The sequence below is a fragment of the Olivibacter sp. LS-1 genome, from assembly GCF_008245145.1.
Taxonomy (GTDB): Bacteria; Bacteroidota; Bacteroidia; order Sphingobacteriales; family Sphingobacteriaceae; genus Olivibacter; species Olivibacter oleidegradans.
On the sequence record NZ_CP041643.1, the window covers coordinates 5,820,268 to 5,835,878 of the forward strand.

The 15,611-nt window shown below is 40.2% G+C and carries 16 protein-coding genes and 1 tRNA gene; 9 read left to right on the forward strand and 8 right to left on the reverse strand.

The genetic code is table 11. From position 1 onward, the window contains the following. Nucleotides 1-334: 334 nt before the first annotated feature. Together FKG96_RS24330 and obgE are read left to right on the forward strand one after the other, a co-directional pair. The gene (locus FKG96_RS24330) at nt 335-907 is read left to right on the forward strand and encodes an adenylate kinase (RefSeq protein ID WP_130858321.1); all 573 of its coding nucleotides are present in this window, start codon (nt 335-337) and stop codon (nt 905-907) included. A 23-nt stretch (nt 908-930) separates the two neighbouring features. Next, a complete protein-coding gene (gene obgE, locus FKG96_RS24335; protein ID WP_013663403.1) occupies nt 931-1,929 on the forward strand; it encodes a GTPase ObgE in 999 nt (332 codons plus the stop codon). A 56-nt stretch (nt 1,930-1,985) separates the two neighbouring features. On the opposite strand, the gene FKG96_RS24340 is transcribed toward obgE, so the two are convergent. Both FKG96_RS24340 and FKG96_RS24345 read right to left on the reverse strand, forming a co-directional pair. Then, complete coding sequence (locus FKG96_RS24340) at nt 1,986-2,672, reverse strand: hypothetical protein (protein WP_130858320.1); 687 nt, start codon at nt 2,670-2,672, stop codon at nt 1,986-1,988. Between the two features lie 24 nt (nt 2,673-2,696). After that, nucleotides 2,697-3,659, reverse strand: a complete 963-nt coding sequence (locus FKG96_RS24345) for a hypothetical protein (protein ID WP_130858319.1) — start codon at nt 3,657-3,659, stop codon at nt 2,697-2,699. 177 nt (nt 3,660-3,836) lie between these two features. Between FKG96_RS24345 and FKG96_RS24350 the strand changes: the two genes are divergently transcribed. Continuing rightward, nucleotides 3,837-4,187 (forward strand): VOC family protein, encoded by a 351-nt coding sequence (locus FKG96_RS24350; RefSeq protein WP_013663406.1) that lies wholly within the window; start codon nt 3,837-3,839, stop codon nt 4,185-4,187. A 50-nt stretch (nt 4,188-4,237) separates the two neighbouring features. Here FKG96_RS24350 and FKG96_RS24355 read toward each other — a convergent pair whose 3' ends face one another. Continuing rightward, complete coding sequence (locus FKG96_RS24355) at nt 4,238-5,431, reverse strand: pepsin/retropepsin-like aspartic protease family protein (RefSeq protein WP_013663407.1); 1,194 nt, start codon at nt 5,429-5,431, stop codon at nt 4,238-4,240. Nucleotides 5,432-5,654: 223 nt separating this feature from the next. Continuing rightward, nucleotides 5,655-6,224, reverse strand: coding sequence for a porin family protein (locus FKG96_RS24360; protein WP_165447083.1), 570 nt, complete (start codon nt 6,222-6,224; stop codon nt 5,655-5,657). A gap of 105 nt (nt 6,225-6,329) precedes the next feature. Here FKG96_RS24360 and nhaA point away from each other — a divergent pair, with 105 nt between their 5' ends. Both nhaA and FKG96_RS24370 read left to right on the forward strand, forming a co-directional pair. Next, nucleotides 6,330-7,514 (forward strand): Na+/H+ antiporter NhaA, encoded by a 1,185-nt coding sequence (gene nhaA, locus FKG96_RS24365; protein WP_013663409.1) that lies wholly within the window; start codon nt 6,330-6,332, stop codon nt 7,512-7,514. Between the two features lie 116 nt (nt 7,515-7,630). Beyond that, nucleotides 7,631-7,702: transfer RNA gene (locus FKG96_RS24370), tRNA-Glu, on the forward strand. Nucleotides 7,703-8,008: 306 nt separating this feature from the next. Here FKG96_RS24370 and FKG96_RS24375 read toward each other — a convergent pair. Then, complete coding sequence (locus FKG96_RS24375) at nt 8,009-9,814, reverse strand: DUF4091 domain-containing protein (RefSeq protein ID WP_207303803.1); 1,806 nt, start codon at nt 9,812-9,814, stop codon at nt 8,009-8,011. A gap of 171 nt (nt 9,815-9,985) precedes the next feature. Here FKG96_RS24375 and FKG96_RS24380 point away from each other — a divergent pair, with 171 nt between their 5' ends. Beyond that, on the forward strand, nt 9,986-10,246 hold the full coding sequence (locus FKG96_RS24380; protein ID WP_130858022.1) for a hypothetical protein: 261 nt from the start codon (nt 9,986-9,988) through the stop codon (nt 10,244-10,246). Between the two features lie 1,082 nt (nt 10,247-11,328). Beyond that, nucleotides 11,329-11,790, forward strand: a complete 462-nt coding sequence (locus FKG96_RS24385) for a hypothetical protein (RefSeq protein ID WP_130858021.1) — start codon at nt 11,329-11,331, stop codon at nt 11,788-11,790. A gap of 31 nt (nt 11,791-11,821) precedes the next feature. Here the strand turns inward: FKG96_RS24385 and FKG96_RS24390 are convergent, their stop codons facing one another. Further along, entirely contained in the window at nt 11,822-13,354 is a 1,533-nt protein-coding gene (locus FKG96_RS24390; protein WP_130858020.1) for a glycosyltransferase family 39 protein, read from the reverse strand. 272 nt (nt 13,355-13,626) lie between these two features. Between FKG96_RS24390 and FKG96_RS24395 the strand changes: the two genes are divergently transcribed. Both FKG96_RS24395 and FKG96_RS24400 read left to right on the forward strand, forming a co-directional pair. Beyond that, nucleotides 13,627-14,049, forward strand: a complete 423-nt coding sequence (locus tag FKG96_RS24395) for a nuclear transport factor 2 family protein (protein ID WP_130858019.1) — start codon at nt 13,627-13,629, stop codon at nt 14,047-14,049. A gap of 112 nt (nt 14,050-14,161) precedes the next feature. Next, the gene (locus tag FKG96_RS24400; protein ID WP_130858018.1) at nt 14,162-14,776 is read left to right on the forward strand and encodes a suppressor of fused domain protein; all 615 of its coding nucleotides are present in this window, start codon (nt 14,162-14,164) and stop codon (nt 14,774-14,776) included. Between the two features lie 36 nt (nt 14,777-14,812). On the opposite strand, the gene FKG96_RS24405 is transcribed toward FKG96_RS24400, so the two are convergent. Together FKG96_RS24405 and FKG96_RS24410 are read right to left on the reverse strand one after the other, a co-directional pair. Then, nucleotides 14,813-15,106, reverse strand: coding sequence for a DNA-directed RNA polymerase subunit alpha C-terminal domain-containing protein (locus FKG96_RS24405; protein ID WP_130858017.1), 294 nt, complete (start codon nt 15,104-15,106; stop codon nt 14,813-14,815). Nucleotides 15,107-15,127: 21 nt separating this feature from the next. Continuing rightward, nucleotides 15,128-15,541 (reverse strand): DUF6157 family protein, encoded by a 414-nt coding sequence (locus FKG96_RS24410; RefSeq protein ID WP_130858016.1) that lies wholly within the window; start codon nt 15,539-15,541, stop codon nt 15,128-15,130. Between the last annotated feature and the right edge of the window lie 70 nt (nt 15,542-15,611).

Sequence of the window (15,611 nt, forward strand, 5' to 3'; positions counted from 1 at the left end):
TAAAACAAACCTTCCTTCTTACAAAGTATTCGGATACTTATCGTTTAGCGCCTGTTTGCACATATGAATCTTTCATGATTGAATGCAAAAAAATAAAAAAATAAGCCTTACCTTTGCGACCGCTCTTTTTTACTAAAGAGTCATTTATACGAATGTAACAAGGGCCGAATTCTTAAGTGGGCAAGGCTTTTGTTATCATTAACAACGTACAAAACTTCAAAGAAGTAAAGTTCCGAAGAAAGCTAGCGGCAAAGATGTAGATTGTGGAAACCGTTGGTTGTACAAGTTTAACCGTGTCTCGATGTAAAAACACATTGAGCAAAAAATTCATAACATGCTAAATTTAGTTTTATTTGGCCCTCCAGGCGCCGGAAAAGGTACACAATCCCAAAAACTTATTGAAAAGTATCAATTAGTCCATCTATCTACAGGAGACCTCCTTAGAAGTGAAATTGCGCAGGGAACTGCTTTAGGACTAGAAGCTAAAAAACTGATGGATGATGGTAAGCTGGTTCCTGATGAAGTTGTAATCGGTATGATCAGTAACAAGCTTGATAGTAATCAAGAGGCAAAGGGTTTTATTTTCGATGGTTTTCCACGTACCGTAGCGCAAGCTGAAGCTCTTGACAAACTCTTAGCATCAAAAGGAGCGCAAATATCCGGCATGATAGCACTTCAGGTTGATGAAGACGAGCTGGAAAAAAGACTATTACTACGTGGAAAAGATTCCGGTCGTGCCGACGATGCTAATCCCGAAATCATCCGCAAACGTATCGTAGAATATAATTCAAAAACAGCACCGGTTGCCGGTTATTACCAGCAACAAGGAAAACTACAGAATATTGATGGAATAGGATCCATTGATGAGATTTTTAAGGCAATATGCGCTGTTGTAGACCGCTATTAATTCCAGTAATTCAATAACAAAAAATGGCTCAAGGTTCAAACTTTGTCGATTATGTTAAAATTTGTTGTCGTTCCGGTCATGGAGGGGCTGGCTCTGCCCACCTCCATCGCGACAAACATACAGCAAAGGGTGGACCTGACGGGGGCGACGGGGGCAGAGGAGGCCATATTATACTGCGGGGCAATAGTCAATTATGGACGCTTTTGCACCTTAAATACAGAAAGCACATTATCGCTGAGCCCGGCGGGCCGGGCTCCAGCGCATTGCAACATGGCAAGAACGGAAAAGATGAAATCTTGGAAGTTCCGTTGGGCACTATCGCCAGGAATGCCGAAACAGGGGAAGTCCTATTTGATATTACCGAAGACGGTGAAACCAAGGTTCTCACACCCGGGGGGCGCGGCGGATTAGGCAACTGGCATTTCAAAACACCAACGCAACAAACACCACGCTTTGCTCAACCTGGTGAGCCTGGCATAGAAGAATGGATTGTTTTGGAGCTCAAAGTATTGGCTGATGTAGGCTTGGTCGGTTTTCCGAACGCAGGTAAATCCACGCTACTTTCCGTAGTTTCTGCAGCTAAGCCCGAAATAGCCGATTACCCCTTTACAACATTAGTTCCCAATTTGGGTATCGTATCTTATCGCGATAACAAATCTTTTGTGATGGCCGACATTCCTGGCATCATTGAAGGCGCCTCTGAGGGAAAGGGACTGGGTTATCGATTCTTAAGACATATCGAGCGTAATTCCGTATTGCTTTTTATGGTTCCTGCTGACACTCACCGCTCAATTGCAGAAGAGTTTAATATTCTCTTACACGAACTCACGGCTTACAATCCGGAGCTCTTGGATAAACCCCGTCTGTTAGCCATTACAAAATCCGATATGCTAGACGAGGAACTACAGCTGGAAATGGAGCAAGACCTTCCAGAGCAAATCCCTTACATCTTCATTTCCTCCGTCGCACAAAAAGGACTGCAGGAACTTAAAGATTTAATCTGGAAAGCGATAAACAGCTAAGCACTCTTTTTTGCAAAACAGAAAACCAATGTTAAGGCTAAATTCATATTGTCCAACTACTCACGCCTAAACATTTTCACCGAACCATCTAGGTTAAAGTCGATGGCAAAACGTTGCCTTGAACCGTTTATACTTCGAGGATACCAAATAAATTCACCATCCCAAACAATACCGTACACATGGTTGACCGGTTTTGCTCCCTCTATCGTTCCCGCCTTTTCGTTATAGTTATTCATAATAGTTGACACCGTTCTGAATTTAATTCTATCCAGATCAAACAGCTTACTTTGTAGATTAGTTCTAATAGAAATTTGAACAGGCTTTGGCTCACTCCATACCCCATCATCATATTCGTAAGCATCAATATACTCCGGATTCTCGGGATGTTGAAGATTAAGCATCACCCTTCCATCATCGTAAAAGTGAATATCGTCATATAGTCTGATTTTCTTTCCATTATATTGCGGAAGTTTCCTTAAGGATTGCTCTGCCTTTCCAAGGGCAAGGGTATCACTTAAAAAATCTTTTACCGGAGGTGGTGTAACTTCTTTATATATTTTTCTTTGTTGAACAGTTTCTTGCTTACTAGTATCCGGCATGAGGTTACTTGCTGAAGCCGCAGTATCTTTCTCAGCTTTTGAAGAGTCATCAAAAGTATCTCGAATGCTTTTGGTTATACTGTTACAAGCAACCATAATATTTAGGGAACCTATCAATAAGATAGTAAGTTTGTAAGTTTTCATGAAAATTTAAATACCCTATTGAAATTAATCATTCAGATCCTTGCTAAAAGCTATTGTTTGGGGATCTTCTTCTAAATAAAAAATGTCTACCGTCTGTTGCTGAGTTATACTCACCTCCAGCAGACTTACGATTTTCTTAAGACTTACCCTATGCGTCCGACCCCTCTCGTCCTTAAAATCCAACTCAAACCGCACCTGTGGCTGTTCATTAATGTAAGTACCGGTTTGTTTTGCGCTTAAAATCCTCGCAGTAGCTTGCTTTCCATAGAAGATCAATCGTAATACATCCTTGGGTAAGCCACTAAGTTGTCCCAGTAAAGCATCCAAGCCGAGGAAGCTGAGCAATAAAATTAAAGGACATAATAATAAGGGATGCCAGAAGATAAGGAATCGCCACCCGGTGCCTCTGCTTTCCAATTGATAGGAGAAAATATAATAGGCGATAACAAGCCCTAAAGCCAATAACCATCCTATGATAGAAAGAAACATTTGACTTTTCCTTAATTCTACTTGCACCCCATCCGGTATGAAGACGGGGCTGCTTTTTAAGGTTTTATCAATCCGTAGTTTTATACGTTTACCTGCTTCGTATCGATTCTGTTGCGGCTTACTATCATTAATAGGTATTGTCTGTAAAACCTTCGTGCCTGAAAAATTCTCAAACCGCACCGATACCTCCAAGGTTTCAACGTCTTTTGCGACAGGTTTGAGCGTTTTCACGTCCACAATTTCCCCATCCTTTAACACGCCATCACGAAGCAGCGACTCAATATTTGATTTGGTCTGTAAAGTGAGTGCGATCCATCGCTGATAAAGCTTATATAAAACGATCGTCCACAATACCAGCGAAATTAACAGATAGGTTAAAGCCAACCAAGGATTTGTACCGTCTCCCCTTATTTCAGAATTGTAATTGATACTATAGTACAATATCATCGGAAAGGGAACCGCGAAGAAGAACATGTAAGCTTTCCAAAAGTAACTCATTATATTTCATTTTAAGGTCAACATGTTTGCAATACACATCCCAAAAAACACAACGATTTCAAAAGCAACGTTTACAATAATAAAGAAAGATTCTTAAATTAGGCTGATTGAACCCGGAAAACCCCTGTTTTCAGCTAGATAAATTTTCATCTAAGGGGACAAAGAAAAAGTAAGCTCATGAAGGTAAAACGTATTGTAGCAAATATAGAAACAGATAACATTGAATTGGCAGCAACCTTTTATGGTGACGTATTAGGCTTACAAAACGTGATGAACCATGGATGGATCGCAACTTATGCGTCCTCTGAAGAAAGCGGAACGCAGGTAAGTTTCGCCTCTCAGGGAGGAGACGGCCTGCCTGTACCGTATTTGTCTATCGAAGTGGACGACTTAGACCAAGCATTAACGGAAATAACAAAACATGGCTTTGAGATCATTTATGGACCTTCCCATGAACCTTGGGGAGTAAGGCGTTTTTTTGTAAAGGATCCTTTCGACAATATTATCAATATTCTATCTCATGAATAAGCCCCACTTCATCAAAGCTATCCGCATAGAAGTAAAATTAGGTTAAGTGACTAAAAAACTTGTTTTATACTTTTTATCTTGAACTTAAATATTAGCAGCTCTTCCTTTCGTCGTACCAGCAACATGACTTCCTTTTTTGGCCGCTGCAGCGCCTTTTTATATTGGGCAAAATTCACACTGAAATCACCATTTACAGCGAGCAACAAATCGCCAACTTTTAACCCGGCCAATTCTGCGGGTGACCCTTTCGCCACGCCTCCGATTTCTATGTTTCCATCAATTAATTGCAAGTCCAAGCCCGAATAGGCGTAATCAAACCGATCCCGAAAACTGTTATTAGGTATGAGGTGAATATCTCCCTTTTCATAGTTATAGATCATGTTAAAACGCCTGAAAATATCGTTCCCGATCAAGCCGCCCAAGTAGGGATAGGAAGTCACATCATACACATCATCAAAAATCAAGGTAGGGACATGTTTAAATTTGTACGGACCAAAACGGAGCTCCTTAATAACCGTTAAATCCATCTGTATCTTACCCCCCAAACCATGTCCTTCTTTCGGCCATAGCTTTCGATTCCATGCTAACAGTGTACTATCTTCAACGAACTCTTTCGAAAGCATAACACATACACCCGCACCGATATCGTGCAAAAAGCGCGCATTCACTTGGTGCTTATCTTTTAATAAGGCCCGCTGCACCACTAAACTTTTTATGTTAGGCCTTAAAAGAAAACCTCCCTTTGGATAACGAATGGTGCCTTGCGAGCAGATATGCATCAGGCTATCATCATAATTTATTTTCACTATATATCGGCTAAATAATGAGTAGCCAATGATCCCATCAACTTTAACCCCGTACACACTTGAAAGAAAAGAATAGTCGTTGATATGAAAATTTAAGCTATCAACCGTATATCCCGGGAACTTAAGATGCTGATTATATAGATAGCTAACCTGTTTAATGCCTGCAACGCCTCGGATGCGGGTGGCGCTTGGCGTCGGTTTCAATCCAAGAGAAACAACCGTGGAAGAATCCAGGGAAATACCCCCGCTCCCGGTATCTAAAATAAAATTTAATGTATCTGGAAAACCATTCAACAAGGCGGGCAAAACAACCACTCCACCCATTAAGGTTTTAAAATGCACCTCGCTTAATACTTGAGAAGGCGAAGGAACAATTTCTTCTTGCGCAGCACTACGCATATAGCCCACCAGTAATAAGGCAAAAAAGACGAGACGCATGTTCTGTTTATAAATGGTTATTAAAGTATAAAAATACTAAATAATTTTAAAAAGTAACAGGCCAATAATCGGGGAGATTAGAGGCCTGTCAACCAATTATAAACCTAAATTATGAAAGCACAAAGCTAATACTTTTTTCCATAAACACAAAATTTTCTAAGCTGTTATAACTTTTTTAAAAAACAACAAAAAGATAAGTGTCTACAAAACAATTTATTGTTACCTAAAAAATCTTAAATCCGACAGCTAATGAGTATATGCCTGTCTTTTGGCCAAGACGCTTGTCCAGATCGGTAAAACTTCTACTATAGCGCGCATCCAAGGTAATATTTCCTATGTCCACCCCCACATTAAAAACGCCGCCTATGTTGAATTTTTTAAAGTCGCCGGATTTAAACACATCCGGCTCATTCAGATTGTAACTAAAATCAGGCCCTAAAGAAACTCTTAACGCAAGTGCTTCTTGGTCCAGCAGCTTATATCCCAACATCAAAGGCACATTTAACTGGCTCAGCTTTGGATTATGCCTTTGGCCGTTGTATTGAAATTCATTGGAAAAATGTACAAAATTGAGCTCCGGTTGAAAAAAAACTGTTTGGCCTATGCGAGCGAATGCACCCGCCGTAAAACCTACCTTTCCTTTTTTGTCATTTAGTCCTTGTGCATCCGAATGAAGATTAGCGTAGTTGGCTCCTGCCTTTAAGCCAATGGTCCAATCCCCTACTTGCGCTTTTGTACTTGATGCACTTGTTACGATAATAGCGATAATCGCCAATAATTTAAACAGCTTCATAGTTCTCATATTATTTTAAAACTATGACACCTTTGCCCTTTCATACCCCTATAGTTTTACCATTTTTTCTGCCAAATACAGGCTTTTTTTGCTATTTTCGCCAGTATGGCTAAAATAATTAACTTCAAATCCTTTCAAGAGTTCTTAAAATCCGGTACTGCGGGTGGGGTAATTCTGATTCTTTGTGTTGTCATCTCCCTTATCATTGCCAACACAACCTTCAGTGGTGCTTTTAATAATTTTTTAGAAATGAAAGTAGGTTACCATTCTGAAACCCTTCATTTGGAATATCCTATTATCATTTGGATTAATGACGGATTAATGGCCATTTTCTTTCTCTTAGTAGGCTTGGAAATTAAGCGGGAATTGGTAGAAGGTGAATTGGCATCGATCAAAAAGGCAACCTTACCTGTATTTGCTGCACTCGGTGGTGTAATCGCACCGGCATTGATCTATACCTTTTTCAATAAAAACTCGGAATTCGCAGGAGGTTGGGGCATTCCAATGGCAACTGACATAGCCTTCGCCTTGGCTATCATCACGCTCTTAGGCAATAAAGTACCTTCCTCATTGAAAATATTCTTGGCGGCATTGGCTATTGTAGACGACTTAATGGCCATACTTGTTATTGCTATATTTTACTCAACCTCCCTGCAATATCAATACCTCCTATATGCCGGTCTATTGTTCGCCCTACTTTTGATTTTCAATAAGTTAGGAGTCAAAAAAATTATTTTTTACCTAATCCCGGGAATATTCATGTGGTATTTCATTCACCATTCAGGTATTCATGCAACGATTGCCGGTGTTCTTACAGCTTTTACCTTACCTACCACGCCGGACGCTACAGAGTCTCCTTTAGAAAAATTAGAGCATCTATTAGTAAAGCCGGTGAATTTCCTGATCATGCCGATATTCGCTTTGGCAAACACGAACATCAAATATGAAGATGGCATGCTAGAAGGTTTATTTACACCTTTAGGATTAGGAATAGCGCTTGGTTTGTTTCTTGGAAAGCCAGTCGGGATTACTGCTTTTTCCTGGTTAGCTGTTAAATTAAGAATTAGTAATCGACCACACGGTGCTTCTTGGAAACACATTTTAGGAGTCGGTATGCTGGGAGGAATTGGCTTTACCATGTCGATTTTTATTGCCATCTTATCTTTCGCGAATGCTACGCATGTATTAGCCGAAGCTAAATTTTCCATTTTAGCCGGTTCCGTATTATCCGGCATCGCGGGCAGCGTCCTACTACTGTTGACAAATAAGAAGGCTAAGAAAGCGCTGTAATTTTTATTTACTGATAGTCAAGCTCTAACAAAATATTTAAAATTTGTCTTTTGAAATATAAAATCCTTGTCTATCTTTGCAGACCGAAAAACGGACACGCATTCCGGAATAAAAAAGGCCCGTTCGTCTAGGGGTTAGGACGCAAGATTTTCATTCTTGAAACAGGGGTTCGATTCCCCTACGGGCTACCTCAGGGGAAAGATTCAAATTAAACGAATCTTTCCCTTTTTTTATTGCGTCTAATTCGTTGTTGATCAGTAAATAAGCAATAAGTCGAACAGGATGGTTAAAAGGGGGGCTGGAAAAAAATATCTTCCGGAAATAGGCTCGGACGGTTTGAGGGAAGAGCCTTGAGGTCCTTTCTTCGTTACAAGCACTCTTAAATTATAATATTTAAGGCGACAATGAAAATCCCCGACACTTCTGGGTATCGGGAATCTTCTTTAGTGAAGCTTTTCAGAAAGCCTCTTATTTGAACAAAAGTTGTTTTCCTCCTATTGTACCAATTGAACCGAAAGCTCATTAAGCAATCCTTTTGCATCGTTGAGATCTTGATTCCAAGTCTGGTTAGGTTTCGTAATCTTCAATTTCTGGATGGCCGTTTCCAACCGATCTAAGTTAGCTTGGTCTCCCTTATTTTCCAGTGCTCGTTTCACAACTTGAATCTTCGCATAGTCTTGAAGCCCCTCCAACAGTCGCTCGTAACGAATCGAGCTTCTAGCATTTGGGTAGACGATATAGGTATCGCCCGCCGGCCAGGTACGGAAACGGGAATCTAACAATGGATTTTCTACCCAAGAATTGAATGCCCATCGTAACATACCGTCAAAATTCGCTGCTTCTGCAAACCACGCCACGAGGACAGATTCCGCTGGGTCAGAAAATGTAAACTGATTGGGAAACGCATTACCGCAATAGATATAAAACGTCGTGTTCAATCCCCGTGATTGACGGTCTTTTAGATCTTCTTCCGAAAATGGGTGTCCCATTGCAATACTAACATCGTCGCTATTCGGATAACGTCGATAAGTTCTTTGGTTATCAGCATAAGAAACACCTAATTCCGGTGACACTTTTTGTAATAAAGTCAAAGCACCGTCCACTTCTTCCCTCGTACGTTCATCAATGGCTATATTTGTTTTTTCCAACCACCCCTTCCCCCGAAGGTGTTCTACGAAATCTTCTAAGAACGGCGTCCATAATTGCTCAAATATAGGTGTACCCGGTTTAGCCTCGACATTTACCAATTCACCACTTGTTTCATCATTATAATGGATTTCATTATTCCAAGGGATGATGGAATAACAATTTATCATCTTGTTAACACCAAGATCCAGCATAAACTGCACCCATTTATCAAATACGCTGTAATCATACTTCCAGGAACCATCCTTTTGCTTTGTCCATATAATCATATCTGCATAAGGGTCAAATGTCTGCACATTCCAAGGATCTTTGTTAAGGGTCGCAGTGATCACTTTCTGCCCGACGTCTGCTAACATCTGCATCTGTGGTTTCAGCGCTTTGAAATGTTCCTCCGACCACATTTCGAGCCCTTCTACACGTGCTACTGCCGATGGATGTTGCCATTGATCTAAATGGTAAGTCCATTCCGATGGCTTAGGCAGGAGCTTATCTATAACATGTAAAGAGAGATTCAGTTCTTGCGTGGGTACTTCAGCAGCTTTCACTTGTACCTTTGCCGTATAGTAACCTGGTTTTGCGTCTTCCGGAATACGTAATGTTACCCAAACTGGCCGTACCTTCTTTGCTTCGAGATCGAAAGAGTTCAGATTATCTAACATATCGGGCGACAGAGACGAGGCGAAATCTTCCGGCTTACGATGACCACATCCCCCGGCGTACTCATCTGTCATCACATAACGAACAAAATGGGTAGACGCTATATCCGATGGCAAATCGCTGCCGCTTTCTGCACGAAAACCTGATACGTCCACTTGCGCACCGGCAATTTCAGCATTTGTCCATAGTAATATTTGAGCAGAGACACGCTCTCCTCTCCACCCTGTCACAGACGCTTGCTTTTCGACGGCGAAGTCAGGAGCTATGGACTTCGGAAAACGTTTATCAATCGTCACAAAAGAAGCGTGTAATCCATTTTCTACTTTAGACCAATCAGACAATGTATCTGCCGTCGGGTCGGGTAATTCCTTAAAGTTGACCAAATCCAAAGGAGTTCTCCGCTCCTGTTCTTGTTGGTTTTGGCCGCATGCAGAAGTCACTCCAATGAGGATAGCACCACATAGCATACCTTTTAATTTTTGTGTTTTTAAGTTCATAATATGTCATTATTCATTGATGCCAACATGACTCCACCCAATACCGTTGACGGAGTTCTAAGAGATAACCTGACATAAACTTCGTCAAAAAGTCCAGCAGATGCAAATGTTGCTGAAACACAATCGATTGCATAAAGTTACTCGCTTGTTTTTAAGGAGCTTTACAAGGTAATGAAAGAGAAGGGCGCATACCATATCATTCCACAGCGCTTACCTGCCGATAGGCTGGCGTCTCAGAATTATTCGGGCAAGATTGGATCGATTTCCGAAATTTTTACCGACATGCGTATTACCCCCTTCGGGAACCTGCATTCTCGAAAAACACTCAATAACTTACTGGGCACCGGTCGAACACAGGTCGAAGAGACCGGCTCGTTTACGAAAGAACACCTTCCAAATGAACACGTTTTTATTAGAACAGGACATTCCTAAATGTGATGTCTGGATAAAACCTTTTCGTCTCAGAAAAAGCTAGCCTCTCTCCTCTCCCTGTCCTCTCCCCTGCGAGCCAACTTGAGCGGCACTGAAGGTGCACTCGATTGGGAATTTCCCCATGGAGCTCGCAACGAGTACCCATTAAGTTCCGACCAATATTAATCGAACCACCGAAGCCATCTTCAAGAGAGGTATAAGCGCGGGGCTCGACGGCATGTGTCGATTTATTATCTATATTGGAGGCCTGCGTATTTAGGGCCTCTTTTTGATTTTTAAATATTTTCTTCTTTTGGGAAGAGTCTTTGGCCGACTGCCTACCTACTGGGCAAAGCCCTCCTTAAACGCCTATATCTAGTTTTGTATAAGAAAATGAGTGTAGAAAAGTATATTTGACTTTGACAGAAATCTCTGAAAAATGGACGATGCTTATTCATAATTGAGACATCATCCTAAATCAGTCCTTAACTTTATTTGTTGGGATAAAGGAACCGTAAAAACTCCGGGAACCATTCTTCAAATGCGCCTTTCAGAAGCTCATCGTTTTTCTTTCTAGGTTTTTTGCTATTTGGATAAATATTTTTTGACACAAGGCAAATACAAGAGTTTCAGAATTTTATAATCTTTACAACCCAGCGATTGGATCATTATAAGCTGCAACGCATGAAGAAAATCTATTCTGTGCGTTCTAATAAAAATAAAGAAATGTGATAGGCGCCCTTGATAAACCCTTTACCGATGTTGCTATTCTTATAAATGAAGCTCGCCATAATTGCATATACTAAATATCCCCTGTTGCCTCGTGCAGTAGATTTAAAACCCAAACAAAAACACCTATCAAAACCATCGCGGATAAAAGGACAAAGGAAAGGATAGCGAATCCGGTCCAAAAGCAAATTGATAAGAAAATCGTCATCTTTTTAAAAAATTTCATTGCTGCGCATCAGCTAATGATAAGACAACATTAGAGCAGAAGACCCCTACCGGAAATCGATTTAACCTATGCACCGCTATTTTGAACATAGTTGTCGCGTTTTTTGAAGGGAAATCGTTGTATAGGCCTAACCTCATTAAAGCCTGTTATGAAACGAGGAATCATATTAATCTCTTTTTTCCTTTCAATTTTCGCTTGCGATAAAGAAGATAGGGAGGACAAAGAATGCATGCTACTTATGTATGTGCCATTACCTTCCCTTGAAGAAGTTTACGGGTGTACCGATACTCGCTATGCATTTCATATCGATCTAAAGGAAACACATGAATTAATCCGAACGAAGCATACTTATGATGAAAAGGTAACAGGGAGCTGTCATCCAGCCATCGATTTCGAGAAATATGACCTGTTAATAGGAAGAAAAGGACTAAAATCAGGCAATCATTCAATAACGTATGAGTTAAAAAAAAGCTGTACGGGAGAGGAACGATTAGTTGTCACCTTTCATCAGGATATAAGTGCCGTAGCGGCTACTGTCACTTATCATGTCTTATTGCCAAAGGCAGACAGCAATCGAACAATTGCAGTCGAAACAAAAATAGTATATTGATAGGCTGTCCATCAAGTAAACGACCCCATGATTAGTCCCTAATTTCATTTTCGTTAATTTCTCGCTTGATACGTTCGTTTATATCAATATGGGTATTCCTGAAAATGAAGACAGTCGTCCCATATTCACGCGCGTAGGGGTTGGTTACGGAATCAGCCACAAAGGTATCGGCAAAAAAGGGACTGGTTTCCTTTAACTCCTCCTTTACCTCTCTGTAATTTTTTACACGTATCAAATGAACATACTTTTTATCCAAATTTATCCAATGAAGATAATCGGCATTGAAGGAAACGGCAGTCACCTCCTTTGTCTTCTTGTAATAATTGATGGCACCTGCTTGTCCGTAATTATCGCAAAGCACCAGTGTATGCTCTCCTTTCGGAAGCCTTGAAAAAGCAAGATCAACCTTGTTTGCCAATTCCTTCCATCCCAGCATATCAGCAAAATCCTGCGGTAGAAGGTGATCTTTACCATCCTCCCACCTAAGCAAGCCTAAAGCACGATAGGTCGCCTGATGCGCCAAGATATAGGCCGGAGTCTTATTCGGGAATGCAGTATGGTACATCGGTATAAAAAACAAAAAAGGGAGCAAAACGCAGGCAAAGCGTAAATTATTAACCTTAGTGCTTCCTCTTTTTAATAACTCTCCCAGATAAGCGGATCCAAAAGCCAAATAGATAGGATATAAGCCAATAGCATAATATCCTTTAGCTTTTAAAGCAATAAACACCATTAAGGTGATACAAAAAGACCAAAAGAAGACCCGATACTTTTTAAAAGGAGCATAGAAGACCAATGCATAAAAGGCAGCAAAGAGAACAAACAAAGAACCTAAAAAATAAATGACCTGTTCCTTCAAAAAGCCTACTCTACTGACATTAATCAATTGTGTATCCGTTAATTCTTTTAAATGATGATATACGGGAAAGTGGTGCTTATATTGCCACCAAAGATTTGGCGCGATAAGCAGTAAGGTTAATAAAGTGGATATATAAAAGGATGGTTTAAGGAAAATACTTCGTTGCGGGGTCAAAAGCAACGCAGGAAAAAGTCCAACCAGCAGGAAAATTATATTGTATTTATTCAGAAAGCCTAAAGCGAAGATAAGTGCGCCCGCATAAAGCCATTTGCTATCCGCCGAATTGATATATTTCAAAAAGATGAAGTAAAAAGCCGTCCAGCAAAGCACATCCAATGAATTGGGTTGATAAAGAATATTCAAGCGTAAAAGAACAGAAAAAAGTATGGCCGTAGCAGCCAATATCAAAGAAAAAAGATTTCCCTTAAGCTCTTCGACTGCTTTCCAAACAAATATCAAGGTGAGGGCTCCAAACAGAGCCGGAAAAAATCGAATCCAAAATAGGGTGTTACCCAGAAAATAAATTATTTTTGATATGATAGAGGTGACCGGTGGAACAGATAAAAATCCCCATGCTAAGTGGTTTCCCTGATCGAGGTGCAAAAATTCGTCACGATGCAATTCGTACGTTGAATTTACCAAAGCATATTGCAATATAAACTTCAGTAAAACAAAGACAAGCAATATGCCATTTTTTTTATTCATCGATTGAGTTTAAGCGGATTAGAATTTATTACTCAAACTTAATCAATTTCCGGCATTAGTAATATTTCTCCAGTTGACTTTAATGAAATCCTTAACAAAAAATTAAAACTAAATTAATTAGTAATACTGCGTATTTTATTAGTATTTTTGCTCTGAAGCGATACGCAAATTACCCTTTATTTGTCGTGTTTTAGCGCATAGCTCCTTAAATACGATTATTTATTTTGTAAAGCGTTATTGGAAGGAAACGGGACCCTTTAATTGATACAGCCATGGATAAAATTGAAGCATTGAATATCGTGAAAAACATTTATACCGAAGCTGACCGGACCGGCAATATGCTGCCGATATTTAATAGTTTGGCAGAAGATGTAATCTTCCACTCCACCATTCCGGAAGGCACACCCATAAGCGGAATTTTCAAAGGCAAACAGAATGTCATTAATTTCTATAAGAATCTGCTGCCTTCAGTAGCTATTTTCCAAAAATTGACCCCTTCCGTTTTCGTTATGCGAGATGACAGGGTAATTGTCGTGGGAGAAAACATCTTCACGCTTGTCAAATCCGGTGAGACCTATCACAGGCCTTATGTCAATATTATTAGTTTGGTTGATCGCCTCATCACGTCGATTATCTTAATTCAAGATTTCTCGGGATTTAACAAGCTTTATCAGAAAGAGATAAAACGCTGTTAATTTTTATCGACCGGACGGACCCAAATAGCTTATTATAGATTTCTGGCGAGAAAGCGGTTTCTTCGTTTTGCTTTTTGTAGAAAATATTATTTCTTTACACTACGAAAAACACATGTCAGATTACCCTATACATAATCAAATGCTTCCCAGTCAAGATAACGTTCAGCTAGCGCATGCTGTAGCTGCAGCCATTGGCATTGATCCACAGGTTTATGCTTACTACGATGACAATAGAGAAAATAGTCTCCATATCCTAAACTGCATCGACCCAATGGATCCAAAAAGTAAGATTTACTGTACGATAGGCTTATCAGATTACCCCAATGAAATAGAAATGATCAAGGGCGTGTTAAAAAACATCCCAATTGAATTGATGATAGCAGGTAACGAAAGTAGCGATAAATGGGCAAATATATTATCGACGGCAGGCTTCTTCGTTACCAAGAACAAGTGGACTTGTCAACCCGGCACCGTGTTTAAGAACATGATTGATATGTACCATAAGGGCACCCATTTAAAACATTTGCTTTTTGTGGAGCCGGTGATGTGGCAAGAAAAGCTTGAGCAAATGAAACTCTCCAACAAAAAGGTTCATTTCTTATTGCTAATCCCCATTTCAGATGCCGAATGTAAATATCGGGAGAAACATGGTTTCGATGCGCTTGAAAGCATCTTTATGGAAAAAGAAATCGATATTACCAATCTCAATAGGCTATCCGTTTTATAATTATTTTACCGGGGATATGTTGGCAACAACGGCCTTCTATTTTCGAAAAGCCAGCCCTTTCTCTTCGAGCTTTTGTTTAAGTTTCGGGATCGATCCAGGTCCCATACCATGCAGGCTAAGAATTTCCTTTTCACTAAAGCTTGCCAATTTACGCAAGGTTGTAATGCCTTGGTTTTCCAAGGCCCTTCGGGCAGGTGCAGCAATTGCAGCAAGAAAATCTTCGGTTACCGCGCGTTGCTGTTCGCATAGGGGACATACGGGGCAATCGCTACTTTTATAATACTGATGTCCTTGGTCGCAGGTACGAAGTGTTTTGCTTTGTTTAACCATAATCTACTATTGATGAACAAACTACACTCTTTTCGAACGCATTGCTTTTACTATTTTTAATTGCTTATCCTTGCAGAAATAAGCATAGTCGTCCGAGTCGACACCATACAAAGTCACCTTTCCTTCTTCGTTACTATGAATGCCCCATCCATAGCGCTTTGCTAAAGGAGAAGATCGCAAGCAGGCCTGTCCCTTGGAAAAAAAATCCGCTCTCGCAGCAGTCAGATCGCCTTTTAAATCATTCTTCCAGACAAAACATTGAAACAAGATATCATCAGAGGTGTATTGATAAGGATGTTTCATAATCAGATCAAACTGCATGTTGGCAATCGTTTTGCCGGATTTTTTCTCCGGAGGAATTTCGCCCTTTTTTGCAGTACAATCATCCGCTACTTCAATGAATGTATTTTTGTAATTTGTGGTATGTGTTTTCATTTATTAATTACGATACCATTGCTTAGGAACGCCCAATATTAGCGGAAATAGACAATACCCCCACCTACCA